Below are 15950 nucleotides of genomic sequence, written 5' to 3' on the forward strand. Positions count from 1 at the left end.
ATCGCACATCAATGCAACCGACTTTTGAAACAGCCTCTATCTTAGCTCAAGAGAATCGTTTACGCTTTGATAAACGGATCTTCCTTCCAAGCTCAAAAAACCGTCTTTCAGCGTAACCTTAGCCAAAATCCTAACGGGTTTTTCTCCGTCAATCGGAGGCTCGGGCGCTCTTTCAAAGAAAACGGGGACGATCCCATCAACGCGTTTCATGGTTTCATAGCCGACTAAAAGATCGCACTCAAAAGCGTCTCCCATCGTCCTTGCGTTTGAAATACGCCCCGTCCACGAAATACAGCAGTCAAGGTAGAGCGGCACGTCGGACGAAACCTGTTTATATGTATAGTTATTTTGAGTTTTCTGTATTGTATCAAAAGTAGCTTCTTTAAGATAGCCCATAAACACATTTGCTTTTTGTTTTATTGAAAAAGCGGCGTTTGAATTGACTATTTTGTTAAGCTCGATCTGCGCCGCATTATCGTTTTCTTTCTGAAAGAACTCCATAGCTTTTTTATAAGATTCTGAAATTTCAGCGTCAGTCAAAATATAACGATAAACCTGCCCTGACAAATCCCTTTCCTGCGCATTTTTTTCTTCATCCTTCGTAAGGGCGACGGCGTTAAGATTTGCGCGAGGTCCGTTTACGGCAGGTTTCTTATACGCCAGATTAAACACCAATACGGCTCCGAGCGCAAATACTAAAACGGGAATAATAAACCCCATAACTCGGAAAGGATCGACTCCTATTTCAGGATAAAACTGTTCTATGCGTCCGCTGTCCACCCAGCGGCAAATCGTATCGTAATCTCCCTTTGTGCGTATAAATTCCATTGCGCGCAGTGCGATCTTATTTCCGGGATCGCTGTCGATAATGTCAAGGTAGTATCTCAATGCTCTGTCCGTGTCGCCGCGGCGCAGATAGATCGCAGCCTGCCCCAGCAAAAGACGCGTGTCGGTGAGTTTTATCGAACGCGCCCTGCGATAATACTTTGAAGCGGTTCCCGCATCGCCCACATAGAGGCAGGCTGTTCCCAGCGTTATGTAATAATCGAAATTTTCTTCATATATGTCGGAACGCCCTTCAAGCAGAGTTATGGCCTTTGCAAATTGTCGCTGCTTTATCAGCGTACAGGCTGTATCAAGAGCTGAACGGCGCATTTTTTACTTATTCCTCAGAACCGATAAAATTGCATCCAGCTCGTCGTTGAGCCTTACAATCTCGTCGGGGTCGATAATATTTCCGGAAGTTTCCAAACCGTTTATTCTGTCGATCAAAGACTGCACGTAATCAAGGTCGAGATTGGGATACTTATCCGAAAGAGCGTTAAATTCCGCCGATTCTATCGGCGATGAATCGACAGCCTCCGTATTGAGTTTTTGCGGCTCATCGGAATCTGAAATTTTACCGCCGGTCCCCGGATCCAAACCTTCTGCTTCTAAAGTCTCTGCCGGCGCAGATGCGGCGGGACTTTCAGGCGCGGAGTGCGCCGCAGATATGGCGGCCGTCGCAGAAGAAATCGCAGGTGCGGCAAAAAAAACGGTTTCACCTGCCGCCAAAGAATTTAAGAGCTTGGCTCCTGCGGGTTCCCTTCCTTCAACTCCGATAACCACATAAAACGTTACGGCGCTTTTTTGTCCCGGAGAAAGCGAAAAATCATTCCAAACTATGTCGACCGCGGAGTTATTATAAGACATGATCGAGTTGAATATTCTGTTTTCGCGGTAATATGAGCCGTCCCACGCTCCGGAAGAAACAATGTCCCTGTTTGCAAGCGTAACAGTCTTAGGCGGCGTAATGCCCGTACCCGAAAGGACAATCTGCATGGCCGTGGATTCGTTTTTTGAGACAATCCATTTTTCCGTAAGCATTGTCGTAAACTGCCTTTCGGCATCGATCCGCGGGATTTTTGCCGTAGAAAAATTAGTGTAGGCCATTTCTCCCAAAACGGTATCAAATACGCCGCGTACGGCAAAATTCCTTTTATCCGATCCCGTGTTGGTCGTTTCTACCGTGAACTTTATAACATCCGCTTCAGCGTCTTTGGAACTCGCCCCAATCTCCATCGAAAGCGAAACTTCCGCTTGTACGCGGTCTTTTCGAATAGTGTAAACTATTTCAGCTCTGCCGCCTGATACGGCAAGGCGGTAAGGAATCCCTCCCAAACGGTTAAGCTGATAGACCGAGTTTCCGCTTTTAAGGTAAAAACCGCTGGAAGAAAAATCCGGACGGGAAGCGATGACGGGTTTTACAAAACCTTCGGGAAAAACCGCATACAGCCCGAACGTTCCCAGATTTTTTTGAAGAGCTACCCCCGCAGATCCCTTCGCGGCGGCAAAACGCTTACGAACGAATTTGCTCTTTTTTTCAAGCTTTACAGAAGACTCGGGAGACACGGCGTCTTCGTCGAATGTCGAAGATGCTTGATCCTCCGAAACCGATTTTACAAGCGCAAACGACGAAAGAAAAACAAAAAAACTTAAAAATAAAAAGGTCTTTTTTATCCTCATTTCATTACCGCCCGTTTTTAGGATTGATTAAATTTTCAATTTCTACGGCTTTTTCTTTTAAGATCAAAATGCCGGGATTTTCTTTGGATGACGATGAAAGCGTGTTCAACTCATCGACATCGTTTTGCAATTCATTATTTCTTCGCTTCAAGTCTTCAACTTCAGCCAGAAGCGCCGCATTTTTGTCCTGTTCGGATCTCAAACGCCGCTGCAATCCCGCAAGCCCTTCAGCCTGATATTCCTTAATATTTTTTTCATAGCTTTCCTTTGCCGCAAGATATTCTTCCCCCGTCTTTTTAAGAAGGTAAAGGAGCTTTTCTTCTCTAAGGCGTTGATCGATCACTTCGATGCGGTATTGCGCTTCGGCAGCCCGCGGATCTTCGGAAAAATCCGTAATTATACGCTCGTAGAGGCCGCGCGCCGTGTCATAGCGGCAGGCAACGTAAAAGGATTCGGCAAGCCAAAACAAGGCGGAGGAATACATTTCGTTTTCGGGATTTTCATGACAAAAATCGCTTAGCACCATGACGGAAGCCTCATATTCGCCGAGGTGATATAAGGCGCGTCCCCTCTGATAATTCACATAAGGAATATATAAAGAATTTTTATGAGCATCTAAAAATGTTTCAATATCCGAAAGCGCCCCGGAATAATCTCTGCTGTACATCTCTGCCATAATAAGAATGTACAATGTGTCGGGATCGGAATTTTCATACAAAGAAACCGCCCTTCGCAAAAGGAAGACCGCAGATTCCCAGTCTTTTGCGCGGTAGGCTTCAAGCCCCTGTGAAACGGCTTGTCTTGCGGCGGCCGTCGAAACTTTTTGAGCGCAGAGCGGGAGCGCCGCAAACAAAACAAAGGCGCCCAATGCGGCCGAAACATATTTTTTTACATTTACCACTTAAGACCTCCTGAAAAAAAGGCTGAGCCCGAAACTATTATATCCGCCCCAGCTTCGATAACGGCAGGCAAGGTCTTTGCATTTACGCCGCCGTCGATGGAAATATCAAAAGAATAACCGTTTTCTTGCCGTATTCTTTTTAGTTGTCCGATTTTGCCTAAACATCCTTCTATAAATTTCTGCCCCCCGAATCCGGGATTTACGGTCATCACAAGTACAAGGTCGATTTCAGGAAGAATTTCCGAAAGCAAGGCTGCCGGCGTGGACGGAACTATGGCGATTCCCGCTCTTTTTCCTAAAGAACGGATGCTTTGTATCATTCGATTGATATGCACGTTATTTTCATAATGAAAGGTGATCCAATCCGCGCCGGCTTCAGCAAAACTTTCAATTTGGTCTTCAGGGTGTTCAACCATAAGGTGAATATCGAAAGGCAATTTTGAAAGCCCTCTGATCGATTTTATAACGGGCTGCCCGTAAGTAATTTGAGGCACGAACCTTCCGTCCATGACGTCTATGTGAACGGCTCCCGCTTTGTTTTTTTCTATCTGTTCAAACGCCCCCTTTAGATCGGAAAGATCTGCGGAAAGCAGAGAAGGAGCTAGAATTGGTTTTTTCATTGCACTTTTATATTATCAGATGAATAAACGGTTGTAAATCTGTTGGAAGCGCATGTTTAGAGCCTGCGCCTTTTAAATAAAATCGTGAAAAACATCTTGACACAGTCGGCAAAAGCATAGTATAAGTTTAACCCTTTATTCACTCACTTTTAGTATTTTCATTGACTAAAAAGCTCTTTTTAGTATAATAAAAGATACGCCTATGGGAATTCAATTGAGTGAAAACCTGACACAAGCATACGGATTCCTCGAAAACGGTAAACCGCACGACGCAAAGCAAATTCTTGAAGACGCAGCAGAGTCCGATTTGGACAACAAAGACATCCTTTTTGCGCTCAACTGCTGCCATTTTATGATAAATTCGTTAAGACAGATAGAATCCGTCGAAGATCCTTTTGAACGAGGCGAAAGTATCATCCATGAATGGAAAGCGTTCGAAGGCGGAACTGCAGGAGAAAAAACTCCGCACGACATACTGTACGCCGCAAGGCGCGGTTTTTTTACTTTGGCGCTTGAAAATTATAATAAACTGATAAACGAGGCGGATCCCAGACAAAAAGCTGAAATTTACCGCAAGATAGGACTCTGTCATAAAAAATTTGGCGAATACGAAACGGCAAAAAATTGTCTGTTGGAAGCGAACGCTCTTTTTCCGGGATCTTCGCCGATAATAGCGGAGCTGGCGGACTGCTTTGCTCTTTGCGGAGAAGAAAAAAAGGCAAAAGTTTTGTTCAAAGAAGCTTTTTTTGTGGATCCGCAAAAGATCGATTTCAGTTTTTTAGATTCGGAATTGATTTGCTGCCTGATACGCAAGGTTACGGACAAGGGATTTACGGGCGCCGCACTGCAGGAATGGGTTCCTGTTTACGGAGTTTTGTTTGGGATTTTCAATATAAAACGGGAACTGCGTTCTCAGGAAGTCGGAAGGTTAAAACAGGATATCTATGCCAAAGAGAATGAATCTAAAGATCCTTCAAGCGATCAAGCCTTGCTTACGCCGCGGCTTATAAACCTGTATTTTTGGCTGATCGATCATTATGTGCTTACAAACACTGAACAGCCTAAGATCAATCAGGTATTGTTAAAGATAAAGATATTAGATCCGGTGATATATTCGCTTTTTGTAAAATAATTCCGGATGACGGTATTAAGGAGAACATATGTCTGAAGAATTGATAAAAAACGTCCAAGAGATGCTTAAAGAAGAAACATGGACACGCGCTGCCATAAGCAATTATACGAAGAACAACCTCATTGAACTTGCCGCCGTCATAGAAAAAGCGCGCAACGAAAACTGCGCCGATGAAATAAAAACCCTTTGCGACGAACATTTGACGCATTCCAAAGACAGCATCATAGCCTTATATTTTTCAGGGATTCTTGCGCTCGATAAAGGTACTCTGGATAATTCCGCTCTCGTCTCTCTCGTAGATATCTTCAAAAAAAACCACAAAGAAGCCGTCGTAGAATATTTGTGCGAGTCCATCCTTGCGGACGATCCCAACAATAAATTTGCGCTTCGCACGCTTGCTGATCGTTACAGGGCGGAAAACAACGAAAAGGTTTGGGAACTTTATGAGCGGATTGTAAAACTTGACTATGAAGAAGCCGAACTTGCCAAAGCCCTTGCCGAACACTACGAAGAGCTTTCGGACAGTGAAAATGCGATCGCCTATTATAAAAAAGCGCTTTTGCGGTACGTAAGCGCAAAAAATCTGAATATAATAAAAGAAGTTTGGACAAAATTGATTTCACTCATACCGGAAGAGATTGATTTTTTTCTGCTCGTTCAGCGAAAAGTTGCCAAAACCATAAGCGATGATAAAAGCGCTCTTTTGATGCAGGAGCTGTACACTTATTATAAAGATACTCAAAAATGGGATACCGCTATAGACATACTCAAGCTCATCCTTTCCATAGATCCTAAAGATAATTGGGCGCGCAAAGAAATAATAGAATGCTTTAAAGGCAAATATGCGGGGCACAGCCACCTCGACGACTACATACGTTCTTCCAACCTTACGCAGAATTTCAGAAACGTATTCGAGGCCATAAGCGATTTTGAAAAACATATCGCCTTTGACGCTAAAAACTTCGTCTTTCACCGTTCATGGGGCGTAGGTATCATACGAAAGGTACATAACGACATTTTGACAATCAACTTCGGCAAAAGATCCGGCATACACGAAATGTCTTTAAAGATGGCCGTAAACGCGCTTACTCCGCTTGCCAAAAACCACATATGGGTATTAAAGGCCACAAAATCTCGCGAAGAATTGGCAAAAAAAATAAAAGATGAAAAAGAATGGGCTTTAAAGACCATAATAAAAAGTTTTGACAACAACTGCGACTTTAAGCGCATAAAGGCGGAACTGGTCGATTCCATTTTGACTCCGGGCGAATGGACTTCTTGGAATACCGCCGCTAAAAAAATTTTGGAATCAAATTCTTCGTTCGGCGTAAACCCAAACGACATAAATATGTACACGGTGCGCGAACATGAAATCAGTTTGGAAGAAAAACTGTCGAACGAATTCAAGGCTCAAAAACAATTCTTTGCACGCATAGAAATTCTCATGAAATTCGTTAACGCCGATGAAACGGACAAGGGCAGCGAACTGTTCGCCGATATGTTCAGCTATTTTACAAGTTTTTTAAAGACGGTAACAAAGGTGAACGAGCAGATTCTTGCCTCATACCTTGTGGTTCGCGACATAAATGCTAAGATTCCGTCGCTCGCCTTTCCTATAAAATACACTTTTAAAGAAATTTACGACGACATTGAAAATCCTCGGGCAATGTATGATCTTTTAAAAGATTCTAAAAATACATCGTTGCAGGCGAATTATCTTGCAGCCATAAAAATGCTCCCGGATTGGGCGGATCAGTATATCAGACTGTTTCCGGCAGTGCTTTCATCGGATATGCTGAAAACACTCATAAATTCGGGACATACTGAAAAAGTACAAAAACTGGCTCAGGCGAGTTTTGAAAATTCGCGCGAATACAGGGAAGCGGCCTTATATTTGTTTAAAGAATGTCAGAATGAAAAGTGGTTTAAGGAAGCCGGAATACCGTATGAAAAGCAGCTCATAGGACTGCTCAACATAATCACCCAAACGTTCCGTGAAATAAACAATCACGTAAACACAACGGAAAATAAAAAGATAAACCGTACGGCGACGCAGCTTTTGTTTAAAGACGACACCTTACTCAAGTATATGATTGAAAACGGTGAAGACACGATCACGCGCATGTACACCCTTATAGACGACATAACCGACCTTGAGTCTTCCATAAAGGCCACGCTGCGCAATAAGATTCTTGAAAAATATCCGGAATATAAATTCCATACGGCCGAAGAAAAAACTTCCGCGCCGAGCGGAATGCTTGTTACCGTTAAAAAACTGGAAGAAAAGCAGGCGCTTGTAGACCAAATTCAAAACGTCGATATTCCCGCGAACGCAAAAGATTTAAGCGAAGCGCGCTCTCAGGGAGACTTAAAGGAAAACGCGGAATACAAGGCGGCCAAAGAACACCAGCACTACCTTACCGTAACTTTGGCAAAATTGCAGGAAGAGCTAAATCGTTCCGTCATCTTTGATCCCACTACGATCACCACGTCCGTAATATCTTTTGCTACAAAGGTAACTCTTTTAAATAAGGATACTGGCAAGGACGAAACTTACACGATCTTAGGTCCGTGGGAATCCGACCCCGACAACGGAATAATTTCTTATATGTCGCCGTTCGGCGATGCTTTGCTTGATCACAAAGCAGGAGAAGACATATCCTTTGTGATAAATGAGCATAGTTATAACTATACGGTAAAAGCCATTAAGGCGGCAAAGATCTAAAACGATACGGGCGGTCAATTCGATCGATCTCGGGACGACAGGACGCCGGCCGAAATCGATCGCGTCCTAAGACGAAGCCTTGGAGAAAAAGCGTCCCGTCGCAGGCCGCACTCACAGATCGTAACTAGAGCGTTTCTGAAATTTCTATGTTTATCGGACAGTGATCGCTTCCCATCACGTTTTTCAGTATGGATGACGATTTGACGGACGATAAAAATTTTTCATTTACGCACTGATAATCGATACGCCAACCGATGTCCTTTTCTCGTGCACGGAAGCGATAGCTCCACCACGTATACTGCTTGGGCTCCGCACAAAAACGCCTAAAAGTGTCTACATAGCCCGAAGAAGTGAATTTATCCATCCATGCGCGCTCTTCGGGTAAGTAACCCGGATTGTTTTCATTTGCCTTGGGATTTTCCAGATCTATAGGTTTATGCGCGATATTATAATCGCCGCACAAAACCACATTGTTTTTGGAAGCCACCAAGTCGGCACAGAAATCAAGAATAGCGTCGCAAAACCGCAGTTTATACGGAAGACGAGCTCCTTCAGCCTGGCTGTTCGGAAAATAAGCGCTTATTATCACAGTCCTGCCGAAAAACGCGGCCGTTACCCTGCCTTCGTCGTCAAATTCAGGAATCCCCAGAGTGCAGACTCTGTCAGGCTTTTTCAAAGAATAGACGGCAGTTCCAGAATATCCGGCTTTTTTTGCGGAAGAAAAATAAGAATAATATGAGATTTCTTTCCGAGGTTCTATACCGGCGGCTAAAAAATTTTCTTCCGAAGGATTTCGGCCTGAATCGGCTTCGGCGGAACTTTGGGACGATGGATCGCCTCCGGGTGCGATAAGTTCGGGGGACAGCTGCGATATGTCGGCCTTTGTCTCCTGTATGCACACAACATCGGCGCCGGATGATAAAAGCCACGGGATAAAGCCTTTTTTTTCTACGGCTCTAAGACCATTTACGTTCCATGAAATAATGTTCATAACCGGTATTTTAAGGAATTAACGGCGCGCTTTCAAGACATCGCAGTTTTAGTATCTATTTGAATAAAAATTGACAAACCGTTAATTTTTACATCGCAATATATTTTGGATTGATTAAAATTTGACAACAGATAACAAAAATATTAAGATTGTTATAATATAAAGAGGTTTTTTATGAAAACAACAAAAGCAAAGGTTAAAAGTATGAGTATCAGTTTTCAGCCGGATATGTTTACTCGAATTGATTCCTATTGTGCCGAACGGGGTTGTTCCCGCAGTTGGTTTATCAACAAGGCGGCGGAGTTGTTTTTAGCAGAGTGTCTTGAAGATAAGGCGGATTATGAAGCTGCCGTTACAGCTTGGAATGAATACGAAAAGAGCGGTTTTAAGTCTTACCCGGCAGATGAGGTGTTCAAAGAGGCCGGGTTATGAAAATTGTTTTTCCAGCAAAAGCAAAAAAACAATTTTTAAAATTTGATCATTCTATTCAAACGCAAATACAGAAATTTGTGAAAAAACTTGAAAAATTGAAAAATCCACGGGAAACAGGAAAAATGCTTGTTGGAAACCGGCTCGGATTCTGGCGATATCGAGTAGGTGATTACAGGTTGATTTGCCGCATACAGGACAAGGAACTTGTGATTGTCGTTGTGGAAGTAGGTCATCGGCGCGAAGTCCATGAAGATATGTAGCCGCCAAGTGGAAATACATTCGCCGCCTTTATGATCAAGCTTCGGGAGCAGCCCCCCTGCTGCAACTTCTACAACACGGCGCGCTTTCAAGGCATCGCCGAAAACAAATTTACACCTGCTACTGTCGGCGTATAATATGCGAGCGTATTGCCTTGGAGAAAATACGCGCCGCAGACGAAGCCACCGCAATTCCCAGTGCGATCGCCCCGGCGGCGATTAAAGTTTTATAGCCTGCCTCTCCGGCCTTTACCAGATCTCCGCTCACGGTTGCAAACATCATGTCATAAATTCCGCCGCCGGGCACCAGCGGAAGAATGCTTGGAACCAAAAAAATGGTTGCAGGCCTTTTTAAAACCATGGCGGCAACTTCGGAAAAAACGGCGACGGTAAACGCGCCGGCGGTATATCCTCCTGCCGCCGAGCCCATGTATTTTGCGATAACCGTGTATAATACCCAGCCTACGGAGCCGAAGACGGAACCCCACCACACGTCTTTTATTTCCGTATTAAAGACGATAGAAAATCCCGCCACAGCGACAAAACTGAACGCAAAGGCTTTTACCAATTCTGTCAATAAACGGATATCCATCTTTATACCAATCCTGCCATGAGTAAACCGCCCGCCGCGCCGATCGAGAGTCCCGAAGCTATGATTATAGCCTCAACCAAACGCGCGGAACCTGCCATAAGGTCTCCTGCTATCATGTCGCGTATGGATGTCACAAGAGTAATACCGGGAACGACGATCATGAGGGCTGAAATCATGGAAATTCCTACATTCAAGTCGCTTATAAAATACGCAAATATTCTTACTACGATCGCAATAAAAATTCCCGATAAGACCGATAAAAGAAAATCGTTCGGTATCCGACGTTCAAAAAATATAAGCATCAGGCGCAAAAAAAAGCCCGTAAAAAACACGGCTACGGCGTCTTTTGCAGTTCCTCCGAACATAAATGCAAAAAATGATGAACTTATTGCAGCCGCCAATATAAGGATTAACGTGGGATAACTTGAAGCGTTTTCAATACCGTCGAATTTCAAGCGGAGCGATTCATGCGTTTCATTTTTTCCGTGAGATTCAATGCTGCGCGACAAGTCGTTTACAAGCGCGAGTTTCTTTAGGTTAGTACATCGGCGGCGGATCCTTTTCATGTTCATAAAATGCTCTCCGGCAGCATTTTTCCATGAAAACAATATTACCGTCGGCGTTACAAACGAATAAGGATTTTTCGCTCCGAGCGATTTTGCTACGCGGACTACAGTCTCTTCCGCACGATAAGTTTCTCCCCCGTTTTCTAGAACTAGGGCGCCCGCCTCTACGGCCAGATCCTGTATATCATCGCTTACTATCTTGGACATAAACGCATTATAGCTGTCTTATGACTTTTTTCAATATCGCATGCGGTTTTTAAATGGAATATTGCCGGCAAACCGCTTTTACTTTACTTCGTATATCCAGCCGTCGGGCGCTTTTATCCGTCCCATTTGGATGCCTGTCAAAGTATCGTACAGCTTTTGAAGAACCGGCCCCATTTTTTCAGTGCCGCTGGAAAAGCAAATGTCTTTTCCGTGATCGAATATCTTTCCTATAGGAGAAATGACCGCGGCGGTACCGCACAGTCCGCATTCTGCAAAATCTGAAATTTCATCTTTTCTTACGCTCCGCTCTTCGACTTCCATATTAAGATAATCTTTTGCGACCGTAATAAGCGAACGTCTTGTTATGGAAGGAAGAATACTGTCGGATTTCGGAGTAACAAGTTTTCCGTCCTTAGTCACAAATAAAATGTTTGCTCCGCCGGTTTCTTCCACACACGTATGGGTTGCCGGATCCAGATAGATATTTTCCGCAAATCCTTTTTTATGTGCGTCTACGATATTGTAAAGACTCATAGCGTAATTAAGACCCGCCTTAATGTCTCCCGTGCCGTGGGGCGCCGCGCGATCGCGGTCGGAAATGCGCACGTATATGGGTTTTATTCCGCCTTTAAAATACGGCCCCACAGGAGTAACGAAGATTCTAAACTGATATTCATCGGCGGGTTTTACGCCGATCACGGCATTGCTTCCGAACATAAACGGCCTTATGTACAAGGTTGCGCCGCTGCCGTAAGGAGGCACCCATTTGACATTGGCTTTGACGACGGAGAGAACCGCTTTTACAAAATCTTTCTCGGGGAACACGGGCATTTCCATTCGCAAACACGAGTTATGCATACGTTCCGCATTAAGGTTCGGACGAAAAGTAACCACTCTGCCGTCTTCAGTGGTATAGGCTTTAAGACCCTCAAAACATGTCTGAGCATACTGAAGCACTCCGGCGCATTCCGACATAACTATGGAAGCGTCCGATACGAGTTCTCCCGAATCCCATTTCCCGTTTTTAAAATTTGAAACGAAACGCTTATCGGTCTTTACATAACCGAATGCAAGATTTCCCCAGTCAATATTTTTTGTATCCACGAAACACCTCCTGACTGTAAAACATTCATTTTTACTAAAAAAATTTAGTATTATTAAAAGGCCTTGTCAAGACAGGTATCATTCTTTTGGGGATGTGCCGGCGAGCAAAGCGGGGATTAGAAAGCATCTTCCTTAAACGGATCTATCACCATTACTCCTCGATATGTCTGCCCCGGATTTAAATCTTCGGAAATAATAAATTTGCATTTTGCTTTCTCGGCCGCAGCTACTATTAATGAATCCCAAAATGATAATTGTAAAATTACACTAATATCTATTGCTTGTTCTATCAGCTCCAAATCATTTTGAACAATTTCAATATTACAAAAATTGTGTATGATATTTTTGACAATTATTCGATCTGCCTTCAATTTTGTTGTTGCGACTACATAGAATTCTTTAAGTACCTGTGTTGATATTACGGGCTGATGTAAATCTACAACTTTCTTCATTATTTCCCGAGCTTTAGCCTGCTTACCTGAATCTTTTAAGTCAAGTGTGTACACAAGTATATTTGTATCAATAAATATTTTAGACACGATATAATTCTTCCCTTGCCCATTTTTCATCACCTGATGTCACATTTAATGTATCCATAAGAGAGAAAGTATCATGAAGCCAGTAATCCTTGTTTGTAACAACCGCTTGCTCAACGAGTTTTCGTACAAGAGAATTAAATGAGATATTATGATTCCTAGCGTATTCTCGGCCTGCCTGTAAAACATTTTCATCAATTGATAAAGTTATATTTTTCATAAATTATCCTCATTAACACAGTATAAGTGCGCACATTAATAAAGTAAAGAGCCCGAAAATCTAAGCGGGCGTAAGATTTTCGGGCGCCTAGTATAAAAGAAAAACGGATTGGCCGTTTTTCGACTCTCGACTTATCAGAGCGATTTCGAGGGAAACGCAGAAATCGCTGGCGCCTCGCATAAAAGAAAAACGCATTTAGCGTTTTTCAACTCTCGACTTATCAGAGCGATTTCGAGCAGTGCCGGGAATAGTAAAACCATGATGTATTAAGGCATCAGCCGCATTTCACGCAAATCAATCATCGGATATAGTTTTTCTTACATTTTCTGTGATTACGTCTTCCGAAGGTAATAATGCTTTTAGGAATTGAATTAATCCTTCAAATCCAACTGCATAACCTTTTTGACCATTATATTCTTTTAAGATATGAAGCTTTGTATCATCCTCGTATTGAAACGACACGAATTGCTTTACGGCTGATTAACGAAAACTCCGTATGTTTTCGGTCCCTACGAGAGTCGAACTCGTCTTTAAAGATTGAGAATCTTTTGTCCTAAACCGATAGACGAAGGGACCAAGCGATCTTATGATTTTCATCTAAGATGCTAAAAAAAACTGACCTTCCGGCCAGTTTTAAAATTCCCCAAGGAGGATTCGAACCCCCACAAGCAGAACCAGAATCTGCGGTGCTACCATTACACAATCGGGGAATGTAATACAGTGTGAATATGATAATGAACTTGACCATGCTTGTCAAGAGCCCGAAAATCTGAGCGAGCGGAAGATTTTCGGGCGCCTCGCATAAAAGAAAAATGCCGTGAGGCATTTTTCAACTCCAGACCTAAACGAACGATTTCGAGCAGTGGCCGTTCGCGTTACATCCGTGTACCGCTCACTACCGTATTTTTGCTGGGCAAAAATACGCGACTAAATTCCGACACGGCATCCGTGCCGTGCGGCGAGCCGAGGATTTTAGAAGGCGGTAAAAATCCGGCACCTTATACCTTAAACTTTTTTACTTCTCGTGCCAAATTATCAATACTTACCTTATTCTTTTGCGTTATCTCGTTTACGTCCTGCACAGCATTACTGATCTGTACTGTCCCTGAAGCCATCTCATTCATGCTGTCGGTAATAACCCTTGTTAAGTCGTCGAGTTTACGCATTTCCTCCGCAACCTGTTCCCCGCCTTTCAGCATTTCAGCTGACCCGTCTTTTACTTCACTTGTTACGGAGTTGATGCTTTTAATTGCCGCAAGCACTTCACGACTGCCGTTCTCCTGCTCTTTTATAACTTCCATAAGATTTGCACTCATCGTTTTTACGTGTTCCGAAAGAGAAAAGATGGCATTAAATTTTTCTTCAACCGTTTTGGATGATTGGGCGAGGCTTTCGATTTCGGCGCCCAGCATTTTTAAGGTTTCGGTTATTGCCTTTCCCTGCACGCTCGATTCTTCGGCAAGCTTACGGATTTCGTCTGCAACAACGGCAAAGCCTTTCCCCGCTTCTCCTGCATGTGCAGCTTCGATTGCAGCGTTCATCGCAAGCAAATTAGTCTGACTTGCAATATGCTGAATCACGCTTGATGCTTCCATAAGGCTTCCAGATTCTTCTGCAATCTTCTGTGTTACACGATTTGAGCTTACAAGAGTGTCTTTACCGTCCGCTGTGGCGGAAGCGAGGTCTTTAATTGCGTCATCGGTTTTATCGAGCGTCTGCGTAATGGAAGCGATGTTCGAAACCATTTCTTCAATTGAAGACGAAGACTGCTCAACGCTCGCCGCCTGTGTTTCGATGCTGCCGTTTAAGTTTTTAATCGTGCGGATAATCTCTTCCATCGTGGCGGCTGTTTCGGTTAAGCTTGACGCTTGCGTCATTGTCTGCTGCTTTATCCCGTCAATGTTCGCACTGATTTCATGTATTGCACTCGCCGTTTCGTTCATGTTGCTTGCAAGCTCGCTGCCGATTTCCGACATAATATGACTGGTTTCGCTGACGCCTTTAATTGAAGTCCCGATTTTTTCCATTGTCTCGTTAAAATACACCGCCATATCGGTAATTTCATCATTACCGGTAACGGGAAGCCGAATTGTTAAATCTCCGGCGCCTTGCGCAATTCCTTTTAGTGCATTAACGGTATTTTGTATAGGCGTTACAATTTTTTGCGCGGTAATATATATGATGATAAGGGTAACAGCTAAGATTGCAGTTCCTATACTGTACATGGTAATCCGTAAATGTTTTATAGGATCCATAAATTCGTGTAACGGTGCGGATATGATTATTATCCAGCCGGTACTTTTAATCTTTGCGAATGCCGCAATTTTATCGGAATTGTCATATCGGTAAAAACCTGTTCCGTTTTCGCCGCCTTCCATAGCAAGCTGTATAAAATCCGCCAATGATTTAAAAGACTCATTTGTTTTACTTATTTCCATTATATTTACTTGATCGCGTACAAGTTCCATATCTCTATCGGCAACAATAACACCGTCCTTACTGACTATCGACGCCTCGCCTGTTTTCCCCACAACAATGTCTTTTATCATTGTGGAAAGCTCCGCGGCATCTATATCCATAACAAGCACACCGGTTATGCGGTTGTTATTTTTAAGAGGCATAGAAAGTGTTATGACCGCCGTTCCGGAATCATCAGAGCGGGTGATGTATGGGTTGGAAATAAACAGCGTATCTTTCATTGCCGCTTGATAATAATCTCTGTCGGGAACAGGAATAGGAGTTGCATCAAACGTATATGAGATACCGTTCGTATCCACAATAAATAAATCTAAAAGCCAAGCCGCGTTCTTTTTCTGCGTATAAAACTCGTTTTCAAGAAATTTCATCTTTGTTAACACAGGAACTTGTTCGTCATACAAAACAGATCGGATGGCAAGATTTCCAAGAACCTGAAGCATAGCGGAAAACCGGCTTTCAATTAATTGAGCGGTAACGACAGCTCTATCTTCAATATTAGTGCTGATGTTTTCCGTTATAACTTTTTTTGCGGTGGTCATTTGCAAAAAAGCGAGCATAAAAATGGCTCCCGCAACCAGCGAACAAAAAATAACAAGTAATTTTACTTTTATGGCAAAACGCCTTTTTTCTTTTCTGTTTTTCATTCTGTCAAACTCCTTCACGGTTTTTGTTTAAGGCCGAAAA

Annotated in this window: 15 protein-coding genes and 2 tRNA genes; 4 read left to right on the forward strand and 13 right to left on the reverse strand. The window is 43.2% G+C overall.

The window, feature by feature from the left end; translation table 11 throughout:
- Positions 1 to 36 precede the first annotated feature (36 nt).
- From HRQ91_RS08540 to rpe, 4 genes are read right to left on the reverse strand one after another with little or no spacing between them, the layout of a single operon-like run.
- Positions 37 to 1155, reverse strand: coding sequence for a tetratricopeptide repeat protein (locus tag HRQ91_RS08540; protein ID WP_210119151.1), 1119 nt, complete (start codon positions 1153 to 1155; stop codon positions 37 to 39).
- Between the two features lie 3 nt (positions 1156 to 1158).
- Entirely contained in the window at positions 1159 to 2505 is a 1347-nt protein-coding gene (locus tag HRQ91_RS08545) for a hypothetical protein (protein ID WP_210119152.1), read from the reverse strand.
- A gap of 4 nt (positions 2506 to 2509) precedes the next feature.
- On the reverse strand, positions 2510 to 3406 hold the full coding sequence (locus tag HRQ91_RS08550) for a tetratricopeptide repeat protein (RefSeq protein ID WP_210119153.1): 897 nt from the start codon (positions 3404 to 3406) through the stop codon (positions 2510 to 2512).
- On the reverse strand, positions 3400 to 4026 hold the full coding sequence (gene rpe / locus HRQ91_RS08555; protein WP_210119154.1) for a ribulose-phosphate 3-epimerase: 627 nt from the start codon (positions 4024 to 4026) through the stop codon (positions 3400 to 3402). Before rpe ends, HRQ91_RS08550 begins: the two co-directional genes overlap by 7 nt.
- A gap of 202 nt (positions 4027 to 4228) precedes the next feature.
- On the opposite strand from rpe, the gene HRQ91_RS08560 reads away from it, so the two are divergent.
- Positions 4229 to 5158: a tetratricopeptide repeat protein gene (locus HRQ91_RS08560; protein ID WP_210119155.1), complete on the forward strand. Its 930-nt coding sequence runs from the start codon at positions 4229 to 4231 to the stop codon at positions 5156 to 5158.
- A gap of 28 nt (positions 5159 to 5186) precedes the next feature.
- Entirely contained in the window at positions 5187 to 7883 is a 2697-nt protein-coding gene (gene greA / locus HRQ91_RS08565; protein WP_210119156.1) for a transcription elongation factor GreA, read from the forward strand.
- Positions 7884 to 8007: 124 nt separating this feature from the next.
- Here greA and HRQ91_RS08570 read toward each other — a convergent pair whose 3' ends face one another.
- Entirely contained in the window at positions 8008 to 8874 is an 867-nt protein-coding gene (locus tag HRQ91_RS08570) for an exodeoxyribonuclease III (protein WP_210119157.1), read from the reverse strand.
- Positions 8875 to 9048: 174 nt separating this feature from the next.
- On the opposite strand from HRQ91_RS08570, the gene HRQ91_RS08575 reads away from it, so the two are divergent.
- A complete protein-coding gene (locus HRQ91_RS08575) occupies positions 9049 to 9306 on the forward strand; it encodes a DUF6290 family protein (protein WP_210119158.1) in 258 nt (85 codons plus the stop codon).
- Positions 9303 to 9566: a type II toxin-antitoxin system RelE family toxin gene (locus HRQ91_RS08580; protein WP_210119159.1), complete on the forward strand. Its 264-nt coding sequence runs from the start codon at positions 9303 to 9305 to the stop codon at positions 9564 to 9566. The genes HRQ91_RS08575 and HRQ91_RS08580 overlap by 4 nt, the downstream gene beginning before the upstream one ends.
- A gap of 118 nt (positions 9567 to 9684) precedes the next feature.
- On the opposite strand, the gene HRQ91_RS08585 is transcribed toward HRQ91_RS08580, so the two are convergent.
- The 8 genes from HRQ91_RS08585 to HRQ91_RS08620 all read right to left on the reverse strand — a co-directional run bounded on the left by HRQ91_RS08585 (position 9685) and on the right by HRQ91_RS08620 (position 15910).
- Positions 9685 to 10155, reverse strand: a complete 471-nt coding sequence (locus HRQ91_RS08585) for a threonine/serine exporter family protein (RefSeq protein WP_210119160.1) — start codon at positions 10153 to 10155, stop codon at positions 9685 to 9687.
- Between the two features lie 2 nt (positions 10156 to 10157).
- Complete coding sequence (locus tag HRQ91_RS08590) at positions 10158 to 10928, reverse strand: threonine/serine exporter family protein (RefSeq protein ID WP_210119161.1); 771 nt, start codon at positions 10926 to 10928, stop codon at positions 10158 to 10160.
- 78 nt (positions 10929 to 11006) lie between these two features.
- Positions 11007 to 12032: a branched-chain amino acid aminotransferase gene (locus tag HRQ91_RS08595; protein ID WP_210119162.1), complete on the reverse strand. Its 1026-nt coding sequence runs from the start codon at positions 12030 to 12032 to the stop codon at positions 11007 to 11009.
- Positions 12033 to 12148: 116 nt separating this feature from the next.
- Entirely contained in the window at positions 12149 to 12571 is a 423-nt protein-coding gene (locus HRQ91_RS08600; RefSeq protein ID WP_246473201.1) for a PIN domain-containing protein, read from the reverse strand.
- Positions 12564 to 12788: a DUF6364 family protein gene (locus HRQ91_RS08605; RefSeq protein ID WP_210119164.1), complete on the reverse strand. Its 225-nt coding sequence runs from the start codon at positions 12786 to 12788 to the stop codon at positions 12564 to 12566. The genes HRQ91_RS08600 and HRQ91_RS08605 overlap by 8 nt, the downstream gene beginning before the upstream one ends.
- A 503-nt stretch (positions 12789 to 13291) precedes the next feature.
- Positions 13292 to 13364 (reverse strand) — tRNA-Glu (locus HRQ91_RS08610).
- Between the two features lie 63 nt (positions 13365 to 13427).
- Positions 13428 to 13498: transfer RNA gene (locus tag HRQ91_RS08615), tRNA-Gln, on the reverse strand.
- A gap of 288 nt (positions 13499 to 13786) precedes the next feature.
- Positions 13787 to 15910, reverse strand: coding sequence for a methyl-accepting chemotaxis protein (locus HRQ91_RS08620; protein WP_210119165.1), 2124 nt, complete (start codon positions 15908 to 15910; stop codon positions 13787 to 13789).
- Between the last annotated feature and the right edge of the window lie 40 nt (positions 15911 to 15950).

It is taken from the genome of Treponema parvum (genome assembly GCF_017893965.1).
Taxonomy (GTDB): domain Bacteria; phylum Spirochaetota; class Spirochaetia; order Treponematales; family Treponemataceae; genus Treponema_D; species Treponema_D parvum.

What these genes read in the sequence shown, in the direction of transcription:
- HRQ91_RS08540 (WP_210119151.1), bottom strand. Translation starts at nt 1,155, where the DNA reads ATGCGCCGTTCAGCTCTTGATACAGCCTGTACGCTGATAAAGCAGCGA.
- HRQ91_RS08545 (WP_210119152.1), bottom strand. Translation starts at nt 2,505, where the DNA reads ATGAGGATAAAAAAGACCTTTTTATTTTTAAGTTTTTTTGTTTTTCTT.
- rpe (WP_210119154.1), bottom strand. Translation starts at nt 4,026, where the DNA reads ATGAAAAAACCAATTCTAGCTCCTTCTCTGCTTTCCGCAGATCTTTCC.
- HRQ91_RS08560 (WP_210119155.1), top strand. Translation starts at nt 4,229, where the DNA reads ATGGGAATTCAATTGAGTGAAAACCTGACACAAGCATACGGATTCCTC.
- greA (WP_210119156.1), top strand. Translation starts at nt 5,187, where the DNA reads ATGTCTGAAGAATTGATAAAAAACGTCCAAGAGATGCTTAAAGAAGAA.
- HRQ91_RS08570 (WP_210119157.1), bottom strand. Translation starts at nt 8,874, where the DNA reads ATGAACATTATTTCATGGAACGTAAATGGTCTTAGAGCCGTAGAAAAA.
- HRQ91_RS08575 (WP_210119158.1), top strand. Translation starts at nt 9,049, where the DNA reads ATGAAAACAACAAAAGCAAAGGTTAAAAGTATGAGTATCAGTTTTCAG.
- HRQ91_RS08580 (WP_210119159.1), top strand. Translation starts at nt 9,303, where the DNA reads ATGAAAATTGTTTTTCCAGCAAAAGCAAAAAAACAATTTTTAAAATTT.
- HRQ91_RS08585 (WP_210119160.1), bottom strand. Translation starts at nt 10,155, where the DNA reads ATGGATATCCGTTTATTGACAGAATTGGTAAAAGCCTTTGCGTTCAGT.
- HRQ91_RS08590 (WP_210119161.1), bottom strand. Translation starts at nt 10,928, where the DNA reads ATGTCCAAGATAGTAAGCGATGATATACAGGATCTGGCCGTAGAGGCG.
- HRQ91_RS08605 (WP_210119164.1), bottom strand. Translation starts at nt 12,788, where the DNA reads ATGAAAAATATAACTTTATCAATTGATGAAAATGTTTTACAGGCAGGC.
- HRQ91_RS08620 (WP_210119165.1), bottom strand. Translation starts at nt 15,910, where the DNA reads ATGAAAAACAGAAAAGAAAAAAGGCGTTTTGCCATAAAAGTAAAATTA.